18 protein-coding genes are annotated in these 20,489 nt (G+C 63.4%); 8 read left to right on the top strand and 10 right to left on the bottom strand.

Annotated features, from left to right (window positions below; genetic code table 11):
- Positions 1 to 70: 70 nt before the first annotated feature.
- From ACK59Z_RS04025 to yccS, 7 genes are all read left to right on the top strand, one after another.
- Complete coding sequence (locus tag ACK59Z_RS04025; RefSeq protein WP_409292455.1) at positions 71 to 1,873, top strand: acyl-CoA dehydrogenase; 1,803 nt, start codon at positions 71 to 73, stop codon at positions 1,871 to 1,873.
- Between the two features lie 31 nt (positions 1,874 to 1,904).
- Complete coding sequence (locus ACK59Z_RS04020) at positions 1,905 to 3,347, top strand: TldD/PmbA family protein (RefSeq protein WP_409292453.1); 1,443 nt, start codon at positions 1,905 to 1,907, stop codon at positions 3,345 to 3,347.
- On the top strand, positions 3,347 to 4,666 hold the full coding sequence (locus tag ACK59Z_RS04015) for a TldD/PmbA family protein (RefSeq protein WP_409292451.1): 1,320 nt from the start codon (positions 3,347 to 3,349) through the stop codon (positions 4,664 to 4,666). The genes ACK59Z_RS04020 and ACK59Z_RS04015 overlap by 1 nt, the downstream gene beginning before the upstream one ends.
- A gap of 109 nt (positions 4,667 to 4,775) precedes the next feature.
- The gene (gene mdtD / locus ACK59Z_RS04010) at positions 4,776 to 6,203 is read left to right on the top strand and encodes a multidrug transporter subunit MdtD (RefSeq protein ID WP_003249408.1); all 1,428 of its coding nucleotides are present in this window, start codon (positions 4,776 to 4,778) and stop codon (positions 6,201 to 6,203) included.
- A gap of 112 nt (positions 6,204 to 6,315) precedes the next feature.
- Positions 6,316 to 7,653: an ATP-dependent RNA helicase DbpA gene (dbpA, locus tag ACK59Z_RS04005; RefSeq protein ID WP_230065385.1), complete on the top strand. Its 1,338-nt coding sequence runs from the start codon at positions 6,316 to 6,318 to the stop codon at positions 7,651 to 7,653.
- 121 nt (positions 7,654 to 7,774) lie between these two features.
- Positions 7,775 to 8,956: an NAD(P)/FAD-dependent oxidoreductase gene (locus tag ACK59Z_RS04000; protein WP_014859625.1), complete on the top strand. Its 1,182-nt coding sequence runs from the start codon at positions 7,775 to 7,777 to the stop codon at positions 8,954 to 8,956.
- 150 nt (positions 8,957 to 9,106) lie between these two features.
- A complete protein-coding gene (gene yccS, locus ACK59Z_RS03995; RefSeq protein ID WP_003249401.1) occupies positions 9,107 to 11,290 on the top strand; it encodes a YccS family putative transporter in 2,184 nt (727 codons plus the stop codon).
- A gap of 18 nt (positions 11,291 to 11,308) precedes the next feature.
- Here yccS and ACK59Z_RS03990 read toward each other — a convergent pair whose 3' ends face one another.
- Positions 11,309 to 12,046, bottom strand: coding sequence for an ABC transporter substrate-binding protein (locus ACK59Z_RS03990; RefSeq protein WP_003249400.1), 738 nt, complete (start codon positions 12,044 to 12,046; stop codon positions 11,309 to 11,311).
- Between the two features lie 153 nt (positions 12,047 to 12,199).
- Between ACK59Z_RS03990 and ACK59Z_RS03985 the strand changes: the two genes are divergently transcribed.
- Entirely contained in the window at positions 12,200 to 12,652 is a 453-nt protein-coding gene (locus ACK59Z_RS03985; protein WP_108191666.1) for a GNAT family N-acetyltransferase, read from the top strand.
- A gap of 116 nt (positions 12,653 to 12,768) precedes the next feature.
- On the opposite strand, the gene ACK59Z_RS03980 is transcribed toward ACK59Z_RS03985, so the two are convergent.
- The 9 genes from ACK59Z_RS03980 to ACK59Z_RS03940 all read right to left on the bottom strand — a co-directional run.
- Positions 12,769 to 13,065 (bottom strand): helix-turn-helix domain-containing protein, encoded by a 297-nt coding sequence (locus ACK59Z_RS03980; RefSeq protein WP_003249396.1) that lies wholly within the window; start codon positions 13,063 to 13,065, stop codon positions 12,769 to 12,771.
- Between the two features lie 12 nt (positions 13,066 to 13,077).
- On the bottom strand, positions 13,078 to 13,578 hold the full coding sequence (locus ACK59Z_RS03975; RefSeq protein WP_003249394.1) for a M48 family metallopeptidase: 501 nt from the start codon (positions 13,576 to 13,578) through the stop codon (positions 13,078 to 13,080).
- Between the two features lie 39 nt (positions 13,579 to 13,617).
- A complete protein-coding gene (locus ACK59Z_RS03970) occupies positions 13,618 to 15,744 on the bottom strand; it encodes a bifunctional diguanylate cyclase/phosphodiesterase (protein ID WP_108191667.1) in 2,127 nt (708 codons plus the stop codon).
- A 212-nt stretch (positions 15,745 to 15,956) separates the two neighbouring features.
- Positions 15,957 to 17,021, bottom strand: coding sequence for a class II fructose-bisphosphate aldolase (gene fba / locus ACK59Z_RS03965; protein ID WP_003249389.1), 1,065 nt, complete (start codon positions 17,019 to 17,021; stop codon positions 15,957 to 15,959).
- 100 nt (positions 17,022 to 17,121) lie between these two features.
- Positions 17,122 to 17,451: an MliC family protein gene (locus tag ACK59Z_RS03960; RefSeq protein WP_004576614.1), complete on the bottom strand. Its 330-nt coding sequence runs from the start codon at positions 17,449 to 17,451 to the stop codon at positions 17,122 to 17,124.
- Positions 17,452 to 17,611: 160 nt separating this feature from the next.
- Positions 17,612 to 17,863, bottom strand: a complete 252-nt coding sequence (locus ACK59Z_RS03955; RefSeq protein WP_003249384.1) for a hypothetical protein — start codon at positions 17,861 to 17,863, stop codon at positions 17,612 to 17,614.
- Positions 17,863 to 19,026: a phosphoglycerate kinase gene (locus tag ACK59Z_RS03950; protein WP_409292447.1), complete on the bottom strand. Its 1,164-nt coding sequence runs from the start codon at positions 19,024 to 19,026 to the stop codon at positions 17,863 to 17,865. The genes ACK59Z_RS03955 and ACK59Z_RS03950 overlap by 1 nt, the downstream gene beginning before the upstream one ends.
- 12 nt (positions 19,027 to 19,038) lie before the next feature.
- Positions 19,039 to 20,100, bottom strand: a complete 1,062-nt coding sequence (epd, locus tag ACK59Z_RS03945) for an erythrose-4-phosphate dehydrogenase (protein ID WP_004576615.1) — start codon at positions 20,098 to 20,100, stop codon at positions 19,039 to 19,041.
- A 190-nt stretch (positions 20,101 to 20,290) separates the two neighbouring features.
- The coding region (locus ACK59Z_RS03940) for a transketolase-like TK C-terminal-containing protein (RefSeq protein WP_409292444.1) at positions 20,291 to 20,489 on the bottom strand (199 nt) is incomplete at its 5' end.

Here is a 20,489-nt window from a genome sequence, read left to right as displayed (position 1 = left end):
AAACCTATTAACCTGTCCCCAGTCTCACCACGCTCCTACACTCGCAGCATCCCGCCTCAGGACCGCCACCATGCCCGAGACCTTGCTCAGCCCCCGCAACCTCGCCTTCGAGCTCTACGAAGTCCTTGACGCCGAAGCCCTGACCCAGCGCCCGCGCTTCGCCGAGCACAGCCGTGAAACCTTCGATGCGGCACTGACCACCGCCCGCACCATCGCCGAAAAGTATTTCGCCCCGCACAACCGCAAGGCCGACGAAAACGAACCACGCTACGTGGACGGCCGCGCCGAGCTGATTCCCGAGGTGAAGCCCGCCGTCGATGCCTTCCTCGAAGCCGGCTTCCTCAACGCCAACCGGGACTTCGAGGTCGGCGGCATGCAGCTGCCCAGCCTGGTCTCGCAAGCCTGCTTCGCCCACTTCCAAGCCGCCAACGCCGGCACCACGGCCTACCCGTTCCTGACCATGGGCGCGGCCAACCTGATCGAGAGCTTCGGCTCCGATGAACAGAAGCGCCTGTTCCTGCAACCGATGATCGAGGGCCGCTACTTCGGCACCATGGCGCTGACCGAACCCCACGCCGGCTCGTCGCTGGCCGACATACGCACCCGCGCCGAACCAGCAGGCGACGGCAGCTACCGGCTCAAAGGCAACAAGATCTTCATTTCCGGCGGCGACCACGAACTGTCGGAAAACATCGTGCACATGGTGCTGGCCAAGCTTCCGGACGCCCCGCCCGGGGTCAAAGGCATCTCGCTGTTCATCGTGCCCAAGTACCACGTAAACCCGGACGGCAGCCGTGGCCCGCGCAACGATGTGCTGCTGGCCGGGCTGTTCCACAAGATGGGCTGGCGCGGCACCACCTCGACCGCGCTGAACTTCGGCGACAATGGCCAGTGCGTCGGCTATCTGGTCGGCCAGCCGCACCAAGGCCTGGCCTGTATGTTCCAGATGATGAACGAGGCGCGGATAGGCGTAGGCATGGGCGCGGTGATGCTGGGTTACGCCGGCTACCTTTACTCCCTGGAATACGCTCGCCAGCGGCCGCAGGGCCGGCTGCCAGACAACAAGGACCCACACAGCCCGGCGGTGCCGATCATCGAGCACACGGATGTGAAGCGCATGCTTCTGGCGCAGAAGGCCTACGTAGAAGGCGCCTTTGACCTGGGCCTGTACGCCGCGCGCCTGTTCGACGACACCCATACGGCCGCTGACGAAAACACCCGCAAACTGGCGCAGGACCTGCTCGACCTGCTGACCCCGATCGTCAAATCCTGGCCCTCGGCGTTCTGCCTCAAGGCCAACGAATTGGCGATCCAGATTCTTGGCGGCCACGGCTACACCCGCGAATACCCGGTGGAGCAGTACTACCGTGACAACCGCTTGAACCCGATCCACGAAGGTACCGAGGGTATCCAGTCGCTCGATCTGCTCGGTCGCAAGCTGGCACAGCACAATGGTGCCGGCCTCAAGCAGCTGATCCGCCTGATCGCCACCACCTGCGAACGTGCCAGCCATCACCCGAACCTTGACCCACTGCGTCAGCCGCTGGAGCAACTGGCCAACCGCCTGCAGGGGGTCACCCTGGTCCTGCTCGGTGACCTCGCCCAAGGCAAAGTCGCTGATGCCTTGGCCAACTCTGCCTTGTACCTCAAGGCCTTCGGCCACTGCGTGATCGGCTGGCGCTGGTTGGAGCAGGCGGTTCACGCCGAACTTGGTCTGCTCAAGGGAACCGCTGCTGATCGCGACTTCTACCTCGGCAAGCTGCAAGCTGCGCGTTATTTCCTGACCTGGGAAGTACCGGGCTGCCATAATGAGCTGGCATTGCTCGAGGCACACGACGATACCTGCCTCGGCATGCAAGACGGGTGGTTCTAGGGGGAGCCACCGTGTACACGGAGGCATCCGCATGTTCGATTCCAGCGCCCTGCTGCGCCAGCGCTTTGCTGCGCTGCGCAGTACGGCCGAGTTGTTTTCCCTGCGCCATGTGAAACAGTCTCACCAGGCGCTTTCGGTTCGCCGCAACGTCGCCGAACCACCCTTCTTCAGCCAGGATGAGGGCGCCATGCTCACCGTGCGGGTCAATGGCGTGGAGGCCTACGCTGCCACCGCCGACCTGTCCCAGGCTGGCCTGCAGCGCGCCCTTGAGCAAGCCGAGGCGCTGGCGCGGCAGATCGCCCGGCACAGCCTGCTGGACCTGCGCGAACACGCCGTAACCAGTGCACGCCACGACCATGTTTCGCCCAACTTCGACCAACCCGTGCCCAGCCTCGCCGACTGCCTTGGCCTGCTCGCCGCCGAATCGGCCAGCGTGCCCAAGGACAGCCGTTTGGTGGACTGGCAGGCCAGCCTGGGGCTGAGCCTGGTCGAGCAAACCTACCTGAACTCGGCCGGCGCCGAACTGCGCCATGCCCAGCGCTTCCTGTTCCCGGGCCTGGGGGTGACCGCCAGCGACGGCCAGGACAGCCAAAGCCGCAGCCTGGGCCGCGACAACTTCGGCCAACAGGGTGGTTTCGAGATCATCGAGCGCTGCGGCCTGGTCGGCGCGGCCAGCCGGGTGGCCGACGAAGCACTGCAACTGCTGCTGGCACCGAACACCCCCAGTGGCCCGCGCGACCTGCTGTTGATGCCGGACCAGATGATGCTGCAGATTCACGAATCCATCGGCCACCCGCTGGAGATGGACCGCATTCTCGGCGACGAGCGCAACTACGCCGGCACCAGCTTCGTCAAAGCCAGCGACTTCGGCCACCTGCAGTACGGCTCCAGCCTGCTGAACGTGACCTTCGACCCGACCATTGGCGAAGAGCTGGCCAGCTACAGTCATGACGACGACGGCACCCCGGCCAGCAAAGCATTCCTGATACGCGACGGCCTGCTGCTGCGCCCGCTGGGTGGCGCGCTGTCGCAGTTCCGCTCCGGCCTGGACGGCGTGGCCAACAGCCGTGCCTGCGGCTGGAACCGCGCGCCGATCGACCGCATGGCCAACCTCAACATCGAGCCGGGCGACCAGTCTTTCGAGCAACTGGTCGGAGGCATCGAGCAGGGCATCCTGATGCGTACCAACCGTTCCTGGTCCATCGACGATGCGCGCAACAAGTTCCAGTTCGGCTGCGAATGGGGCCAGTTGATTGAAAATGGCGAGCTCAAGGGCATCGTCAAGAACCCCAACTACCGCGGCATCTCCGCGCAGTTCTGGCGCAACCTGTCGGCGGTTGGCGACCACAGTACCTTCCAGGTGCTGGGCACGCCCAACTGTGGCAAGGGCGAACCCAATCAGGTGGTGCGGGTCGGCCACGCCTCGCCGGCCTGTGTGTTCCGCCAGATCGATGTATTCGGAGGAGACGCCTGATGAAGCACGCGTTCGAAACCCTGGTCGGGGAGGTGCACGCCGCCCTTCAGGCGGGCGAGCAGTTCACCCTCGGTTACAGTGCCGAGCAATCGCAGTTCGTGCGTTTCAACCATGCCAAGGTGCGACAGGCCGGCGAAGTCAGCCAGGCCAGCGCGCAACTGCGGCTGGTGCGCGATGGGCGCCAGGCGGAGCAGCAGGTAACCTTGAGTGGCGACCTGCAACTGGATCGCCAGCGCCTGAACGTTGCGCTCGAGCAGCTGCGCCAGACCTTGCCGCTGCTGGCACTCGACCCTTACCTGCGCCTGGACGAAAACGCCTGGCACAGCCATAGCCTGCAGGAACACCCCCTGCCCGCACTGAACGAAGTACTGGCCCTGCTTGAGCGTGAAGCAGGTGACCTGGACCTGGTCGGCATCTACGCCGCCGGCCCGGTATGCCGCGGCTTCGCCAGCTCGTTCGGCGCCTTCGGCTGGCACCAGGCCAACAGCTTCAACGTCGACTGGAGCCTGTTCCACGATAATGGCCAGGCAGTGAAGGCCAACTATGCCGGCCAGGCCTGGAGTGCCGACGACTTCACCGCACGCCTGCGCCAAGCACGAGAGCAGTTGGGTTTCCTCGGCCGCCCGGCAGTTACCCTCAAGCCCGGCACCTACCGCGCCTACCTTGCACCTGCGGCCATGGACGAAGTCGCCGGCATGTTGTGCTGGGGCGGCTTTTCCGCGCAGGCCCTGGCCACTGGCAACAGCGCTCTGCAGCGCCTGTACAACGGCGATGCACGGCTTAGCCCGCTGGTCAGTTTTACCGAGCAGGTCAGCGGCTCGCTTAGCCCGGCATTTTCCGATGAAGGTGCGCCGCGCCTGGATGTGCCGCTGATCCAGCAAGGCGAGGCCCGGCAGCGGTTGATCAGTGCGCGCAGTGCGGCCGAGTTCGAGCTGCAGGCCAATGGCGCCGACGGCTACGAGTCGCCCTGTGCGCTCAGCCTGGCGCCGGGCAATCTGGCCAGTGCGCAGATCCTTGAGCGTCTAGGCACCGGGCTGTACATCAGCAACCTGTGGTACCTGAACTACTCAGACCTGCCAGCGGCGCGCATGACCGGGCTGACCCGCTTCGCCACTTTCTGGGTAGAAGACGGGCAGATCCAGGGGCCGGTGAGTACCATGCGCTTCGATGACAGCTTGTACAGCTTGCTGGGCAGCCAGCTGGAGGACCTGACCCAAGAGCGCGAGATGATCCTGTCGACCAATACTTATGGACAGCGCAGTACCGGGTCGAGTCATTTGCCCGGGGCACTGGTCAAAGGCCTGACCCTGACATTGTGACTGGACTTGCCGGCCCTTTCGCGGCTAAAGCCGCTCCTACAAGGAACGCGTAACCCTTGTAGGAGCGGGTTTACCCGCGAAAGGGCCGGCACTGACAAACGAGGACGTCATGCCCGAACGCACCCCGCTGGACCCCGTCACCGCCCGCTGGATCCCTTGGGTGGTGGCCATCGCCTTCTTCATGCAGTCCCTGGACGGCACCATCCTCAACACGGCGCTGCCGGCCATGGCCCGCTCGTTGGCCGAAGACCCCTTGCGCATGCAGGGTGTGATCATTGCCTACATGCTCACCGTGGCCCTGCTGATCCCCGCCTCAGGCTGGATCGCCGACCGATTCGGCACCAAGCGCATCTTCTTCAGCGCTATCTTGCTGTTCAGCTTTGGCTCGCTGCTGTGTGCCGCGGCCAACAGCCTTGGCTTCCTGATCTTCGCCCGCGTAGTGCAAGGCCTGGGCGGTGCGCTGATGCTGCCGGTCGGGCGGCTGGTGGTGCTGCGCGCCTACCCACGCAGCGAGCTGGTGCGGATCATGAGTTTCATCACCATCCCCGGCCTGCTCGGGCCATTGCTGGGGCCAACGGTCGGTGGCTGGCTGGTGGAAATCCTCAGCTGGCACTGGATCTTCCTGCTCAACCTGCCTGTCGGCCTGCTTGGCTGCATTGCCGTGTGGAAGTTCATCCCGGACTTGCGCGGCGCCGAGCGCACCACCTTCGACGGCCCTGGTTTCCTGCTGTTCGGCGCAGCGATGGTACTGATCACCATTGCCATGGAAGGCCTGGGCGAGCTGCACCTGCCGCACTTGCGGGTAATGTTGCTGCTGTTCGCCGGCATGGCCTGCCTGGCCGCGTACTGGCTGCGCGCCGGGCGCGACCCGGAGCCGCTGTTCTCGCCAAGCCTGTTCCGCGTGCGCACCTTCGCCATCGGCATCCTCGGCAACCTGTTCGCCCGCCTGGGCAGCGGCGCGCTGCCGTTCCTGGTGCCGTTGCTGCTGCAGGTCGCGCTGGGCTACTCACCCGCCCAGGCAGGCATGAGCATGATCCCGCTGGCGGCGGCGGCCATGCTGGCCAAATCCATTGCCCGACCGCTGATCGAACGGTTCGGCTATCGCATCATCCTCACCGGTAATACCTTGCTGCTGGGCATCCTGCTGGCAAGCCTGGGTCTGGTGGACGAGCAGACCCCTTATTGGCTGCTGTTGGTGCAACTTGGCCTTCTGGGGGCAGTGAACTCCATGCAGTTCACTGCGATGAACACAGTGACGCTCATCGATCTCGACGACGCCAGCGCCAGTAGCGGTAACAGCCTGCTGTCGGTGGTCGCGCAGCTGTCGCTGAGCCTGGGTGTGGCCTGCGCCGGCGCACTGTTGGGCGGCTTTACTGCGGCAGGCAGCGCCGAGGGCGTGGAAACCACCCTGGGCGCGTTCCAGCTGACCTTCGTCACCATCGGTGTAATGGCCATGCTGGCAGCGGCGATCTTCCTGCAGCTGGCGCCGACGGACGGAAGGCGTGCCCGTCGTCCGGAACAACACATGGAGTCGTAGGGCGAATGGCCACGAGGCTGGTAGACTATGCGGCATTTTTCGCTTCGCACCGCAGGCCCGCCTCGTGACCACCGAATCCACCGCCTTTGCCACCTTGCCGCTGTCCACTGCCATGCTGGCCAACCTGGAGGCCCTTGGCTATGCCTCGATGACGCCGATCCAGGCCCAGAGCCTGCCTGTCATCCTCAAAGGCCAGGACCTGATCGCCCAGGCCAAGACCGGTAGCGGCAAGACTGCCGCCTTCGGCATCGGCCTGCTCAACCCGATCAACCCGCGCTATTTCGGCTGCCAGGCGTTGGTGCTCTGCCCTACCCGCGAACTCGCCGACCAGGTGGCCAAGGAGCTGCGCCGCCTGGCCCGTGCCGAGGACAACATCAAGATCCTGACCCTGTGCGGCGGCGTTTCGCTGGGCCCACAGATCGCTTCGCTGGAGCACGGCGCGCACATCATCGTCGGCACCCCAGGGCGCATCCAGCAGCACCTGGACAAAGGCACCCTGGTCCTGGACGGGTTGAACACCCTGGTGCTGGACGAAGCCGACCGCATGCTCGACATGGGCTTCTTCGACGCCATCGCCAGCATCATCGGCAAGACCCCGTCGCGCCGCCAGACCCTGCTGTTCTCCGCCACCTACCCGGCCGGCATCAAGCAACTGGCCGCCGACTTCATGCGCAACCCGCAGCAGGTCAAGGTCGAGAGCCTGCACACCGACAACCAGATCGAGCAGCGTTTCATCGAGATTGACCCGCAGCAACGCCTGGAAGCCGTCACCCGCGTGCTCGGCCACTACCGCCCGCAATCGTGCGTAGCGTTCTGCTTCACCAAGCAGCAATGCGAGGACGTGGTTGCCCACCTGACCGCCAAGGGCATCGTCGCCCAGGCCCTGCACGGCGACCTGGAGCAGCGCGACCGTGACCAGGTGCTGACCATGTTCGCCAACCGCAGCAGCTCGGTGCTGGTGGCTACCGACGTGGCCGCGCGCGGCCTGGACATCGACGGCCTGGACATGGTCATCAACGTGGAGCTGGCGCGTGATGCGGAAATCCACGTGCACCGCGTGGGCCGTACCGGCCGCGCCGGCGAGAAAGGCGTTGCGGTCAGCCTGGTGGCACCGGCCGAAGGCCACCGCGCCCAGGCCATCGAAGCGCTGCAGAAGAGCCCGCTGCGCTGGGACCAGCTGGACAGCCTGAAAAACAAGGGCGGCGAGCCCCTGCTGCCGGTGATGACCACACTGTGCATTGCCGCTGGCCGCAAGGACAAGCTGCGCCCTGGCGACATTCTGGGGGCCCTGACCGGTGATGCCGGCATCCCGGGCAAGCAAGTGGGCAAGATAGCCATCTTCGACTTCCAGGCGTTTGTGGCCGTGGAGCGGGCGTTGGCCAAGCAAGCCATGCAGCGACTGAACAGCGGCAAGATCAAGGGTCGCGCCCTGAAAGTCCGCATTATCTAAAGCCAGGCAAAGCCCCCTGTAGGAGCGGGTTTACCCGCGAACGCGGCAGTAAATGCATCGTCGCATTCGCGGGTGATCCCACTCCCACAGGGTTCAGCATTTCAATCTGAAGGTTCATACCGTGCACTCCACCGACGTGATCATCCTTGGCGCCGGCGCCGCCGGCCTGATGTGCGCCCAGCTCAGTGCCCGTCGCGGCCGCCGGGTGCTGCTGCTCGACCACGCCAACAAGCCAGGCAAGAAAATCCTCATGTCCGGCGGCGGGCGCTGCAACTTCACCAACCTGTACACAGAGCCGGCCAACTTCCTTTCGCACAACGCGCACTTCTGCAAGTCGGCCCTGGCCCGCTACACCCAGTGGGACTTCATCGAGCTGGTGTGCAAGCACGGCGTGGCGTACCACGAGAAGAAGCTCGGCCAGCTGTTCTGTGACAACAAGGCCAGCGACATCCTCGACATGCTGCTGGCCGAGTGCGACGAGGCCGGTGCCGAGATCCGCATGCACACCAGCATCGAACAGATCGAGAAGACCGAAAGCGGCTACCTGCTGCAGACCAGCGGCGGCCAGTTCGCCTGCCAGTCGCTGGTCATCGCCACTGGCGGCCTGTCGATCCCGACCCTGGGCGCCACCGGTTTCGGCTACCAGGTGGCCCGCCAGTTCGGCCACACCCTGCTGCCAACCCGCGCCGGGCTGGTGCCATTCACCATCACCGAGCCCCAACTCAAGGCGATGTGCACCGAATTGTCCGGCACCTCACTGGACTGCACCGCCAGCTGCAATGGCACCAGCTTCCGCGAAAACCTGCTGTTCACGCACCGCGGCCTGAGCGGCCCGGCGATCTTGCAGATCTCGTCGTTCTGGGAAGCCGGTGACACGGTCGAGATCAACCTGCTGCCCGACCGGGATGCGCTGACCTGGCTGCAACAGATGCAGGCCGAGCGCGCCAATGCCGAACTGAAGACCGTGCTGGGCGAGGTGTTCACTCGCAAGCTGGCTAACTTGCTGGCCGAGCAGTGGTTCGAGTCGAAGCCGATGAAGCAGTACACCCCGGCGGAACTGGCGCACATCGCCGAAAAGCTGGCGAACTGGCAAGTGGTGCCAGCCGGCACCGAAGGCTACCGCACCGCCGAAGTGACCCTGGGCGGCGTGGATACCCGCGAGGTGTCGTCCAAGACCATGGAATCGCTGAAAAGCCCCGGCTTGTACTTCATCGGCGAAGTGCTGGATGTCACCGGCCACCTGGGTGGTTTCAACTTCCAGTGGGCTTGGGCATCGGCGAACGCCGCCGCGCAGTTCGTGTAGAGTAGAATCCTTTCAGCAGCACGGAACGCTTCTTGCTGGCCCGTGCTTGGCGCCGTTATTGGGGCCGCTGCGCGCCCCTTCGCGGGCGCGCAGCGGCCCCAATAACCGGCCCTGAAAGGTATTCTTCTGATCACCGCCTGGCAGGCCATCATGTCATCGAGCTCGTTCCGTCAGTCACTGCGTCGCCTGTGGGGCCAAGACAAGTTCAGCTACAGCATCCGGGTCACCATTGCCCTTACCGGCAGCCTGGCCCTGTGCTGGTACCAGAACGAGATGGCCCTGCTGATTCCGCTGTTCCTCGGCATCATCGCCAGCGCCCTGGCCGAAACCGACGACAGCTGGCAGGGCCGCCTCAGCGCCCTGGCCGTTACCCTGGTGTGCTTCGCCATCGCTGCACTGGCAGTCGAGTTGCTGTTCCCCTACCCCTGGATCTTCGTCATTGCCCTGGCCCTGGCGGCCTTTGGCCTGACCATGCTCGGGGCGCTGGGCGAGCGCTACGGCGCCATCGCTTCGGCCACCTTGATCACTGCGGTCTACACCATGATCGGCGTGGACCAGCGCGGCGGCCAGGTCACCGACTTCTGGCACGAACCGCTGCTACTGGTGGCAGGTGCGGCCTGGTACGGGCTGTTGTCGGTGCTGTGGCAGGCGCTGTTTTCCAACCAGCCGGTACAACAGAGCCTGGCCAAACTGTTCTTCGAGCTGGGCAGCTACCTGAAGCTCAAGGCCAGCCTGTTTGAACCGGTCCGCACGCTCGACGTCGAGGCACGGCGCCTGGAACTGGCCCAGCAGAACGGCAAGGTGGTGGCCGCGCTGAACGCAGCCAAGGAGATCATCCTGCACCGGGTGGGCAACAGCCAACCAAACTCGAAGGTAAGCCGCTACCTCAAGCTGTACTTCCTGGCCCAGGACATCCACGAGCGTGTCAGTGCCTCGCACTACCCCTACAACGCACTGACCGAGGCGTTTTTCCACAGCGACGTCATGTTCCGCTGCCAGCGCCTGTTGCGTAAGCAGGGCTCATCCTGCCAGGAACTGGCCCGCTCGATCCGCCTGCGCCAACCATTCGTGCTGGCCAGCGGTTATCCAGAAGCCCTCGAAGACCTCAACGCCTCGCTGGAGCACCTGCGCATCCAGAGCAACCCGGCCTGGCGCGGCCTGTTGCGCTCACTGCGGGCACTCGCCGCCAACCTGGCAACACTGGACCGCCTGCTCAGTGCCGCCAGCAACCCGGACAGCCTGGCCGACGCCAGCGACAGCAGCCTGCTCGACCGCTCGCCGCGCTCGCTGAAGGACGTGTGGACGCGCCTGCGCACCCAGCTCACACCGACCTCGCTGTTGTTCCGCCATGCCTTGCGCCTGCCGCTGGCGCTGTCGATCGGCTATGGCATGGTGCACCTGATTCACCCGACCCAGGGCTACTGGATCATCCTCACCACGCTGTTCGTGTGCCAGCCCAACTATGGGGCCACGCGGCGCAAGCTGGTGCAGCGAATCTTCGGCACTGCCGTTGGCCTGACAGTGGGCTGGGCCTTGTTCGACCTGTTCCCTAACCCGGTCATCCAGTCGTTGTTCGCCGTGGTTGCCGGGGTGGTGTTCTTCGTCAACCGCACCACCCGCTACACCCTGGCCACTGCCGCGATCACCCTGATGGTGCTGTTCTGCTTCAACCAGATCGGCGATGGCTACGGCCTGTTCCTGCCACGCCTGTTCGATACGCTGGTGGGCAGCCTGATTGCCATTCTTGCAGTGTTCCTGTTCCTGCCTGACTGGCAGGGCCGACGGCTGAACAAGGCGCTGGCCAATACCCTGGCCTGCGCCAGCGTGTACCTGCGCCAGATCATGCAGCAGTATGCCCACGGCAAGCGCGACGACCTGGCCTACCGCCTGGCCCGGCGCAATGCCCACAACGCTGACGCGGCGCTGTCCACCACCTTGGCCAACATGCTGATGGAGCCGGGGCATTTCCGTAAGGAGGCCGACGTTGGCTTTCGCTTCCTGGTGCTGTCGCACACGTTGCTCAGCTACCTCTCGGGGTTAGGCGCGCACCGCGACACGGCGTTGCCAGCGGAGGTGCAGGAGCAGTTGATCGAAGGCGCCGGGCAAAGCCTGGCCAGCAGCCTGGACGAGATTGCCAACGGCCTGGCCGCACGGCTGCCGGTGGCGATTCACAGTGATGCCGAAGAGGCGCTGGCCAATGCCCTGGAGCAGATGCCGGAAGATCTGGATGAGCATCAGCGGCTGGTGCAGACGCAGCTGGCGTTGATATGCCGCCAGCTGGGGCCATTGCGGACCCTGGCGGCACACCTGATCAAGGAAAATGCCCCGGCCTGATCGTTTTAGTGCCTGTGCTCAAAAGCCGTACTGACGCAGCAGCCGGGCATAGCTGCCATCGGCCTTCATCGCCGCTATCGCCTGCTCGAAGCGCTCGACGATCCGATCATGCTCCGGGTGCTTCAGGCTGACCAGGACATGCAGGGTGTTCTCCCCCAGCGGCGGATCCACCAGCATCACCCTATCACGCACTTCCTGCGGCTCGCGCTGCAGGTTGTAGCGGGCCACGTACTCGTCCTCCACCGCCAGGCTTACCCGCCCTGCCGCCAACATGCGTACCGCAGAAGAAAAGTTGCGCACCGGCACTTTGTTCAGACGCGGATCCCCGTCGAATTCCGGTGAATAGGTGTAATCACGCACTACCGCAATGCTGTAGGCATAAAGGTCAGACAGACGCGTGTAACTGAATGCCTCGCCCTTACGTTGCAGCAGGCGAATACGATTACTCAGGTAGGCGCTGGAGAATTGCCCGATATTGGCGCGCGAGTCGTTGTACCAGGCATTGATCAGCACGTCGTAGCGCCCTTCACCTACCCCCAGCAATGCACGCGCCCACGGTACCTCTTCATAGCCGCTGGCGTAGCCGGCACGGGCCAGTGCGGTGGTAACGATGCTGGTCGCAAGGCCGCCGCCCGGCATCTTGGCATCGGTGAACGGTGGCCAGTTGTCGGCCACCAGGCGCAGCTTGTCGTGACCCGGGGCAGGTGTTGCCAGCATCGTTGCCAGTAAACCCAGAACATAAAGCAGTGGCCGCATGCTCACGTCCTTTCGCAATGGAGGGCAACACTGCCAGTGAGATTACACAAAGCGGTTGCCGAGGGCAGCGGCCAATAGTGTCATTTAGCCTCTATTTTGGCCGAAGCACATGCAGCATGCGATGATCGAGCCCCATCCAAGGAGTTCGTGCCCATGTCAATCGACTGGCTCTGCAAGCACCACACCGACCTCGGCAAGGAGCAGCTCTATGCCATTTTGCAGCTACGCACTGAAGTACTCGTGGTGGAGCAGCGCCACGCCTACCAGGAAGTCGATGGTCAGGACCTGACTGGCGATACCCTGCACCTCATGGCCTGGCAGGAAGACAAGCTGGTGGCTTACCTGCGCCTGTTGGATCCGCAATCACAAGGTGGGGATGTGGTGATCGGACGAGTGGTGACATCAGCGCAGGCGCGAGGTTTGAACCTTGAAGAAAGCTTGCTGCTCAAGGGGCTGGAGGCGGCGGAACACTGTTGGCCGGGGGTGCCGGTTTATCTGTCGGCTCAGGCGCATTTGCAGGATTTTTATGCCCGCCATGGGTTTGCGGTGGTGAGCGGCGAGTCGCTGGTGGACGGCATCTCGTCTATCGGCATGCGTAGGGGTTGAGTCAACCGTGTGGGAGCGGGCCCGCCCGCGAGGCAGGCACTGAAGGCGATGGCACGGGCTTCGCCCGTGTTCGCGGGTAAACCCGCTCCTACGGGCGACCGCGCAGGCTTTTCAAATCAGGGGTAGCCCAGCACTTCGCGGATTTGCCGCAAGTGACGGATGATCCACTGCTTGTCGATCGCTCCCCAATCATGAATGCGATAATGCCCGGCGTGGTTGCGTGCGCCTTCCTGCTGCTCGAACTCGCAGACGATGTCCAGGTCGGCCAGCGCGGCGATAGTGTCCTGAGCTGTCCGACGGGGCATGCCGGTGGCCTCCATCAGGGCGGGCACGCTGGTCGCGGTCTGGCTATCGATCAGCCAGGCCACGTACAGGCGGCGGTAGAAGCTGCTCTTGGTCTTGCTCACTTCCATGCTGCATGTTCCTTAGAGGTTGCCCGGCAGCTCCCGGTAGGTCAGGTAGACGCGCAGGTCGAATTCCAGTTGGTGATAGTCCGGCTCCATGTGCTGGCAGAGCTGGTAGAACGCTTTGTTGTGATCTCGCTCGCGCAGGTGCGCCAACTCGTGCACAACAATCATGCGCAAGAACTGTGGCGCGGCCTCCTTGAACAGCGAGGCAATGCGGATTTCCTTCTTCGCCTTGAGCTTGCCACCCTGCACCCGCGACACCGCCGTGTTCAAGCCCAGGGCCCGATGCGTCAGATCGAGGCGGCTGTCGAACAATACCTTGTCCAGGTTTGGCGCACTTCGCAGGTACTGTTGGCGCAGATCCTGGGCATAGCCATACAACGCCTTGTCGCTTTGCACGTCATGGCGGTCAGGGTAACGGCGCTGCAGGTATTCACCCAGGCGGTCGCTGTCGATCATCTGCCGCACCTGCGCCTGCAGGTGCGGGGGGTAGGCTTGCAAGTAACGTAGTACGGTCATGGCGCTGTATTCGGCGTAACGAATGCCGATTCTAGCCAATCACGGCCCTGGCCAGGAGAAAATTGCCGGGAAGCCGCTAGCGTCAGCAGCGGTCATCGGATAAGCCACCAGGAAACCCTGAACGTATTCGCAACCATTGGCCTTGAGCCAGGCGGCCTGCGCCGGGGTCTCCACACCCTCGGCGATCACGGTGATACGGTAGTCGGCGCACAGGCCGATCACGCTGCGAACCAACGCAGCATCTACCGCCGAATCGGGCAGACGTGCAACCAGATGACGGTCAAGCTTGAGGGTGTCGATAGGCAGGTCGCGCAGCATGCGCAACGAACAGTCACCCGCACCAAAGTCATCCAGGGCCACCCTCACACCCAGGTCACGCAAGCGGTGTATCTGTTTGACGGCCGCGTCGATGTTATACATCAGCGACGTTTCCGCCACTTCCACCTCCAACTGCGTCGGGACAAGCTGGTAAAGCTGGATGACCCGTTGCAGTTCTTCGACCAGGCCAGGCATGACGAACTGCGCGCGGCTCAGGCTGATGCCAAGCACAAGGTCCGGCGGAAACCTGTCGTACCAGGCCTGCCGCTGCGCGGCCCCCTGGCGGTAGATCCAGCTGGCCAGGCGATTGATCAGCCGCGCTTCTTCCAGCAACGGGATGAACAGCCCCGGCGGCACATCGCCAACGCTGGGGTGCTGCCAGCGCAGCAAGGCCTCGAAACCACGCAGGCGGCCATCGTGGAAGGCGACCTGTGGCTGATACACCAAGGTAAAGTCCTGCTGCTCGATGGCCATGCGCACGCTGTCCTCGAGCATCAATCGCGAGCGCGCCCGTCCGTTGAGTTCCTGGTCGTAGAAGCGGTATTGCTGACGCCCCGCTTGCTTGGCTGCGTACATCGCTGCATCGGCCGAACGCAGCAGGCCTTCAACATTGGCGCCGCAGTCCGGGTAGGTGGCAATGCCGATGCTGACCCCAAGGCACACATCGAGCCCGTCGACCTCATGGCTGATGGAAACACGTTCGAGCAACCGTTCGGCAAAACGCCCGGCCTGCTCCGGGTAGGGCAAGCTGTCAAACAGTGCAGTGAACTCATCACCCCCCATACGCGCCAGCAAGGCCTCACTGCCCAGGCAGTCCTTGAGCTGCTCGGCCACCCAGCGCAACACCCGGTCGCCCGCGTCGTGGCCGAGCGAGTCGTTGATGCGCTTGAAGCCATCCAGGTCCATGTACATCAACGCCTGCGCCTTGTCCGAGCGCTCGTTGCGCAACAGAGCACCTTCAGCCGCCTGGTAGAAACCTCGGCGGTTGAGCAGGCCGGTGAGCGGGTCAGTAATGGCCTGGTATTCCAGCTGCTGGTGCAAGTTACGCACTACCGACATGTCCAGCACGGTCACCACCATGGCCTGTTGGTCGGCCGGCAACGGCGCACAGGACAACGCCACCGGCACAAGCTCCCCCCCTTGGGTCCGCAGTTGGGCATCGTGTACGCGGAAGATCTGCCGCCCCTGGTAGGCCTTGTAGAAGTCCGACTCGCGCCACAGGCTGGTACTGGTCAGCTGCACAACGTCGAGCAATTGGGTGCCCTGCAATTGTTGCACCGGTGCCGCCAGCAAACGGGAAATGGCCGGATTGGCAAAACTGATGATGCCATGGGCATCAACCACCAGAATGCCTTCGGCGGCATTTTCCAGGATGGACGCATTGAATGCCCTGGCCGTCTCCAGCTCGCGACTGAGCTGCTGCAACATGCGCCGGTTGCGCTGCTGGTCGAGCAGCGCCTGGACCTTGGGCTTGAGTATTTGCGGGTCGAACGGTTTGAACATGTAGTCCACGGCGCCGCTGGCGTAGCCTTTGAGCACGGCCGCGTCGGACTGTTCGTTGGCGGTGAGGAAAATGATCGGGGTCAGTCGGGTACGCTGATTGCCGCGCATCAGCCGGGCGACTTCAAAGCCGTCCATTTCCGGCATCTGTACATCCATCAACACCAGATCGACTTCGTACTCAAGCAACGCGCTCAAGGCTTCTATCCCAGAGCTTGCCGTCAATACTTGCCAATCCTGCCGGGCCAGCAAGGCCCGCATGCTGATGAGGTTCTCGGGGTAGTCGTCTACCACCAGAAGAACTGAGCTGCCATCCAGTGGCTGCTGTTGAGGGTAAGCGCCATCCATGCTGCTTCTCTGTTATGTGACCGACTTCAAAATACGGTTGGATCCATTAGTACTCTAGTCCTGAGGCTGCAACACGCAATGCAATCAGAACGCTATCAGTGGTTAAACTGTACGGTAGCCGACTAACGGTAGGTCTGCGGAAATTATGTACAGGTTTCCATCGCCCATAAAAAAACCCGCATCACTGCGGGTTTTTCAGGGTTACCTGTCGATCAGTTGACCTTGGCGGCCAGCTCACCTTTCAGGTAGCGCTGGTACATACCGTCCAAAGAGATCGGCTTGATCTTCGAAGCATTGCCCGCGGTGCCGAAGGCTTCATAACGTGCGATGCACACGTCGCGCATGGCCTTGATGGTTTCACCGAAGAACTTGCGTGGGTCGAACTCGCTCGGGTTCTGCGCCATCAGACGGCGCATGGCACCGGTAGAGGCCAGACGCAGGTCGGTATCGATGTTGACCTTGCGCACGCCGTGCTTGATGCCTTCGACGATTTCTTCGACCGGTACACCGTAGGTTTCTTTGATGTCGCCGCCGTACTGGTTGATGATCGCCAGCCACTCTTGCGGTACCGAGGACGAACCGTGCATCACCAGGTGGGTGTTGGGGATGCGCTTGTGGATTTCCTTGATGCGATCGATGGCCAGCACGTCACCGGTTGGTGGCTTGGTGAACTTGTAGGCACCGTGGCTGGTACCGATGGCGATCGCCAGGGCGTCGACCTGGGTCTTCTTGACGAAGTCGGCGGCTTCTTCCGGGTCGGTCAGCATCTGGCTGTGATCCAGCACGCCTTCGGCGCCGATCCCGTCTTCTTCACCGGCCATGCCGGTTTCCAGCGAACCCAGGCAGCCCAGTTCGCCTTCAACCGAAACGCCGCAGGCGTGAGCCATGGCAACGGTCTGCTGGGTAACGCGGACGTTGTACTCGTAGTCGGTCGGGGTCTTGCCGTCTTCACCCAGCGAACCGTCCATCATGACCGAGCTGAAGCCCAACTGGATCGAGCGCTGGCAGACGTCAGGGCTGGTACCGTGGTCCTGGTGCATGCACACCGGGATGTGCGGGAACTCTTCGATGGCAGCCAGGATCAGGTGGCGCAGGAATGGCGCACCCGCGTATTTGCGGGCACCGGCCGAAGCCTGAACGATCACCGGGGAGTCGGTCTTGTCGGCCGCTTCCATGATGGCGCGCATCTGCTCGAGGTTGTTGACGTTGAAAGCTGGTACGCCGTAGCCGAACTCGGCGGCGTGGTCCAGCATCTGGCGCATGCTAATGAGTGCCATTGTGTATCTCTCTCCCGACAAGCGTCGTTTGTTTCGTGCAAGCCTGCCGCAGGGGCGGTTGCTGTTCAAGTAGTGTGGGCCACCCTCGCGGCCCGGCCAGTCACGGTGCCTTGCAGCCCCGCCCAATCAGATCGTTGGTTGCCACCCAGTACACCAGGCCTTCTTCGCCCTTGGTGTGGAAGGCCAGCATGCCATCGCTGTACAGCGCACCCGAGGCACCCGGTTCAGCCTTGAGCCGGTACACCTGGTCGCCGCCGCCAAGGCGCACGTCAACCTGGTCACGTTGCGCATCGGCGAAGCGCCAAAGCACCTCAGCCTGGGTGTCGCAGACCCAACGGGTCCAGTTGTCTGCCGGGGCCGGTTGCGCCGGCTGCAGCAGTGAGCATCCTGCCAGTGTCGCCAGGGCCGTCACGGCCAAAAGCGCTTTCATTCAGTTTCCTCGATTTGGGGCTGCTGTGCAGCCCTTCGCGGGCTCGCCCGCTCCCACAGGTACAGTGCAGTCTCTGTGGGAGCGGACGAGCCCGCGAAGGGCCGCACAGCGGCCCCTTCTTCAAGACCACAAATCAACGTTCAGGTTGCCTATTACCCGATCAAGGGCAACCCGGCGCCTTGCGCTGGTGGTCTTCGTCGTACTTTTCCAGGCCTTCCGGGCCCACGCGCTTGCCGATGACCGGCACAGTCTCGGCCTGCCAGTCGGACTGATAGCAACCGCCCTTGTGCGACTGCGCCGGGTCGGCATCCGAGGCCGGGCTGCCCGCGCAAGCGCTCAGCAGACCGGCCAGCATCATCACAGGCAATTGTTTGACCACCAGGCCACTCCCTTTGCCAAGCGCCGACGTCATCAGGCCTTGGCCCGCTCTTCCAGGATTGCCACAGCTGGCAGGACCTTGCCCTCGACGAACTCGAGGAAGGCGCCACCACCGGTAGAAATGTAGGAGATTTCCTTGCTGACGCCATATTTGTCGATGGCGGCCAGGGTGTCACCGCCACCGGCGATGGAGAATGCGGCGCTGTCGGCGATGGCCTTGGCCAGTACCTTGGTGCCGTTGCCGAACTGATCGAATTCGAACACACCCACCGGGCCGTTCCACAGAATGGTTTTCGACGATTTCAGCAGCTCGGCGAAATTGGCCGCGGTTTGCGGGCCGATGTCCAGAATCATGTCGTCGGCAGCAACGTCGACGATGGCCTTGACGGTGGCTTCGGCGGTCTCGGCGAACTCCTTGGCAACGACCACGTCGACTGGCAGCGGTACGCTGACCTTGGCCGCGATGGCCTTGGCGGTGTCTACCAGGTCAGGCTCATACAGCGACTTGCCCACCGGGTGGCCAGCAGCGGCCAGGAAGGTGTTGGCAATACCGCCACCGACGATCAGCTGGTCGCAAACACTGCTCAGGCTGTTCAGCACGTCCAGTTTGGTGGAAACCTTGGAGCCGGCAACGATGGCCGCCATTGGTTTGGCGGGGGCCTTCAAGGCCTTGCCCAGGGCGTCCAGTTCGGCAGCCAGCAGCGGGCCTGCAGCAGCGACTTTGGCAAACTTGGCTACACCGTGAGTGGAACCCTCGGCGCGGTGGGCGGTGCCGAAGGCGTCCATGACGAACACGTCACACAGGGCAGCGTACTTCTGCGCCAGCTCGTCGGCGTTCTTTTTCTCGCCCTTGTTGAAGCGCACATTCTCGAACAGCACCAGTTCACCGGCCTGTACCGCGACACCGTCCAGATAGTCGGCAACCAGCGGCACGTCACGGCCCAGGGCCTTGCTCAGGTAATCGGCGACCGGTTTGAGGCTGTTCTCGGCAGAGAATTCGCCTTCGGTCGGGCGGCCCAGGTGCGAGCAGACCATTACCGCTGCGCCCTTCTCCAGGGCCAGCTTGATGGTCGGCAGCGCTGCCAGGATACGCGCATCGCTGGCTACCACACCGTCCTTCACAGGCACGTTGAGGTCTTCGCGGATCAGTACGCGCTTACCTTGCAGGTCGAGGTCGGTCATCTTCAACACGGTCATGAATGCAGTCCTTCAGGGCTGTTTGTTGCGGGTTGGGTGAACGACGTGCAGAAAGTGTTCGGCAACGTCGAGCATACGGTTGGCAAAACCCCATTCGTTGTCGAACCAGGCCAGCAGGTTTACCAGGCGGGGGCCGGAAACACGCGTCTGGCTGGCATCGACGATCGCCGAATGTGGGTCATGGTTGAAATCACAGCTGGCGTGCGGCAGCTCGGTGTACGCCAGCAAGCCTTTAAGCGGACCTTCCAGCGCAGCCTCGCGCAGCACTCGGTTGACTTCGGCCGCACTGGTGTCGCGGGCAGTCTGCAGGGTGATGTCCAGGCACGAGACGTTGACGGTCGGTACACGTACCGCTTTGGCCTGGATTCGCCCGGCAAGTTCCGGAAGCAGGCGCTCGATGCCACGCGCCAGGCCAGTGGACACGGGAATCACCGACTGGAAGGCCGAACGCGTGCGGCGCAGGTCTTCGTGGTGATAGGCATCGATCACCGGCTGGTCGTTCATCGCCGAGTGGATGGTGGTGATCTGCACATATTCGATGCCGAACGCCTGGTCCAGCACACGCAGCAGCGGCACGCCGCAGTTGGTGGTGCACGAGGCGTTGGACACCAGGCGCTCGTTGCCGGTAAGGCAGGCCTGGTTGATGCCGTAGACCACCGTGGCGTCAACGTCGGCCTCGCTGGCCATGGGCTGCGAGAACAGCACCCTTGGCGCACCGGCGTCGAGGAAACGCTGGCCATCGGCACGGGTGTTATAGGCACCGGAACACTCCAGCACCAGGTCGATGCCCAGCGCAGCCCAGTCGATGCCTTCGGGGGTGGCACTGCGCATTACCTTCACGCAATCGCCATTGATGTGCAGACAGTCGCCGTCGACCTTGACCTCGCCGGGAAAACGCCCGTGGGTGGAGTCGAAGCGTGTCAGGTATTCCAGGCTGGCCTGATCGGCCAGATCGTTCAGGGCGACGATCTCGAAACCGGCCTTTGCCCCCCGCTCGAACAGCGCGCGCAGGACACAGCGGCCGATACGGCCATAACCGTTGAGTGCAACTTTGTAGGGACGCGGGTGGGGCATTGGTTGGCTCGCTAACGCATGATGGCTTTGGGGCCGCGTGGCGGCCCATCGCGACGCAAGGCCGCTCCCACAGGGACCGCGCCATCCGGAGGACAGCACCGTTTCTGTGGGAGCGGCCTTGCGTCGCGATGGAGGGCAAAGCCCTCCCCTTGCACGACCTGGAGGGCGTCACTGCCCTCCATTTGTTACATCAGTCTTCCAGCAGCTCTTCGGCAGTACCGAGGATGTTCTCCAGGGTGAAGCCGAACGCTTCGAACAATGCCGAAGCCGGCGCCGACTCACCGTAGGTGGTCATGCCGATGATACGACCTTCCAGGCCGACGTACTTGTACCAGAAGTCGGCGTGGGCAGCTTCGATGGCGATGCGAGCACCGACTTCCAGCGGCAGC

This window comes from Pseudomonas sp. KCJK9058 (assembly GCF_046230975.1).
Taxonomy (GTDB): Bacteria; Pseudomonadota; Gammaproteobacteria; order Pseudomonadales; family Pseudomonadaceae; genus Aquipseudomonas; species Aquipseudomonas alloputida.
The sequence above is the reverse complement of the archived record's forward strand: the minus strand, read 5'-3'. Positions and strand labels throughout refer to the sequence as shown.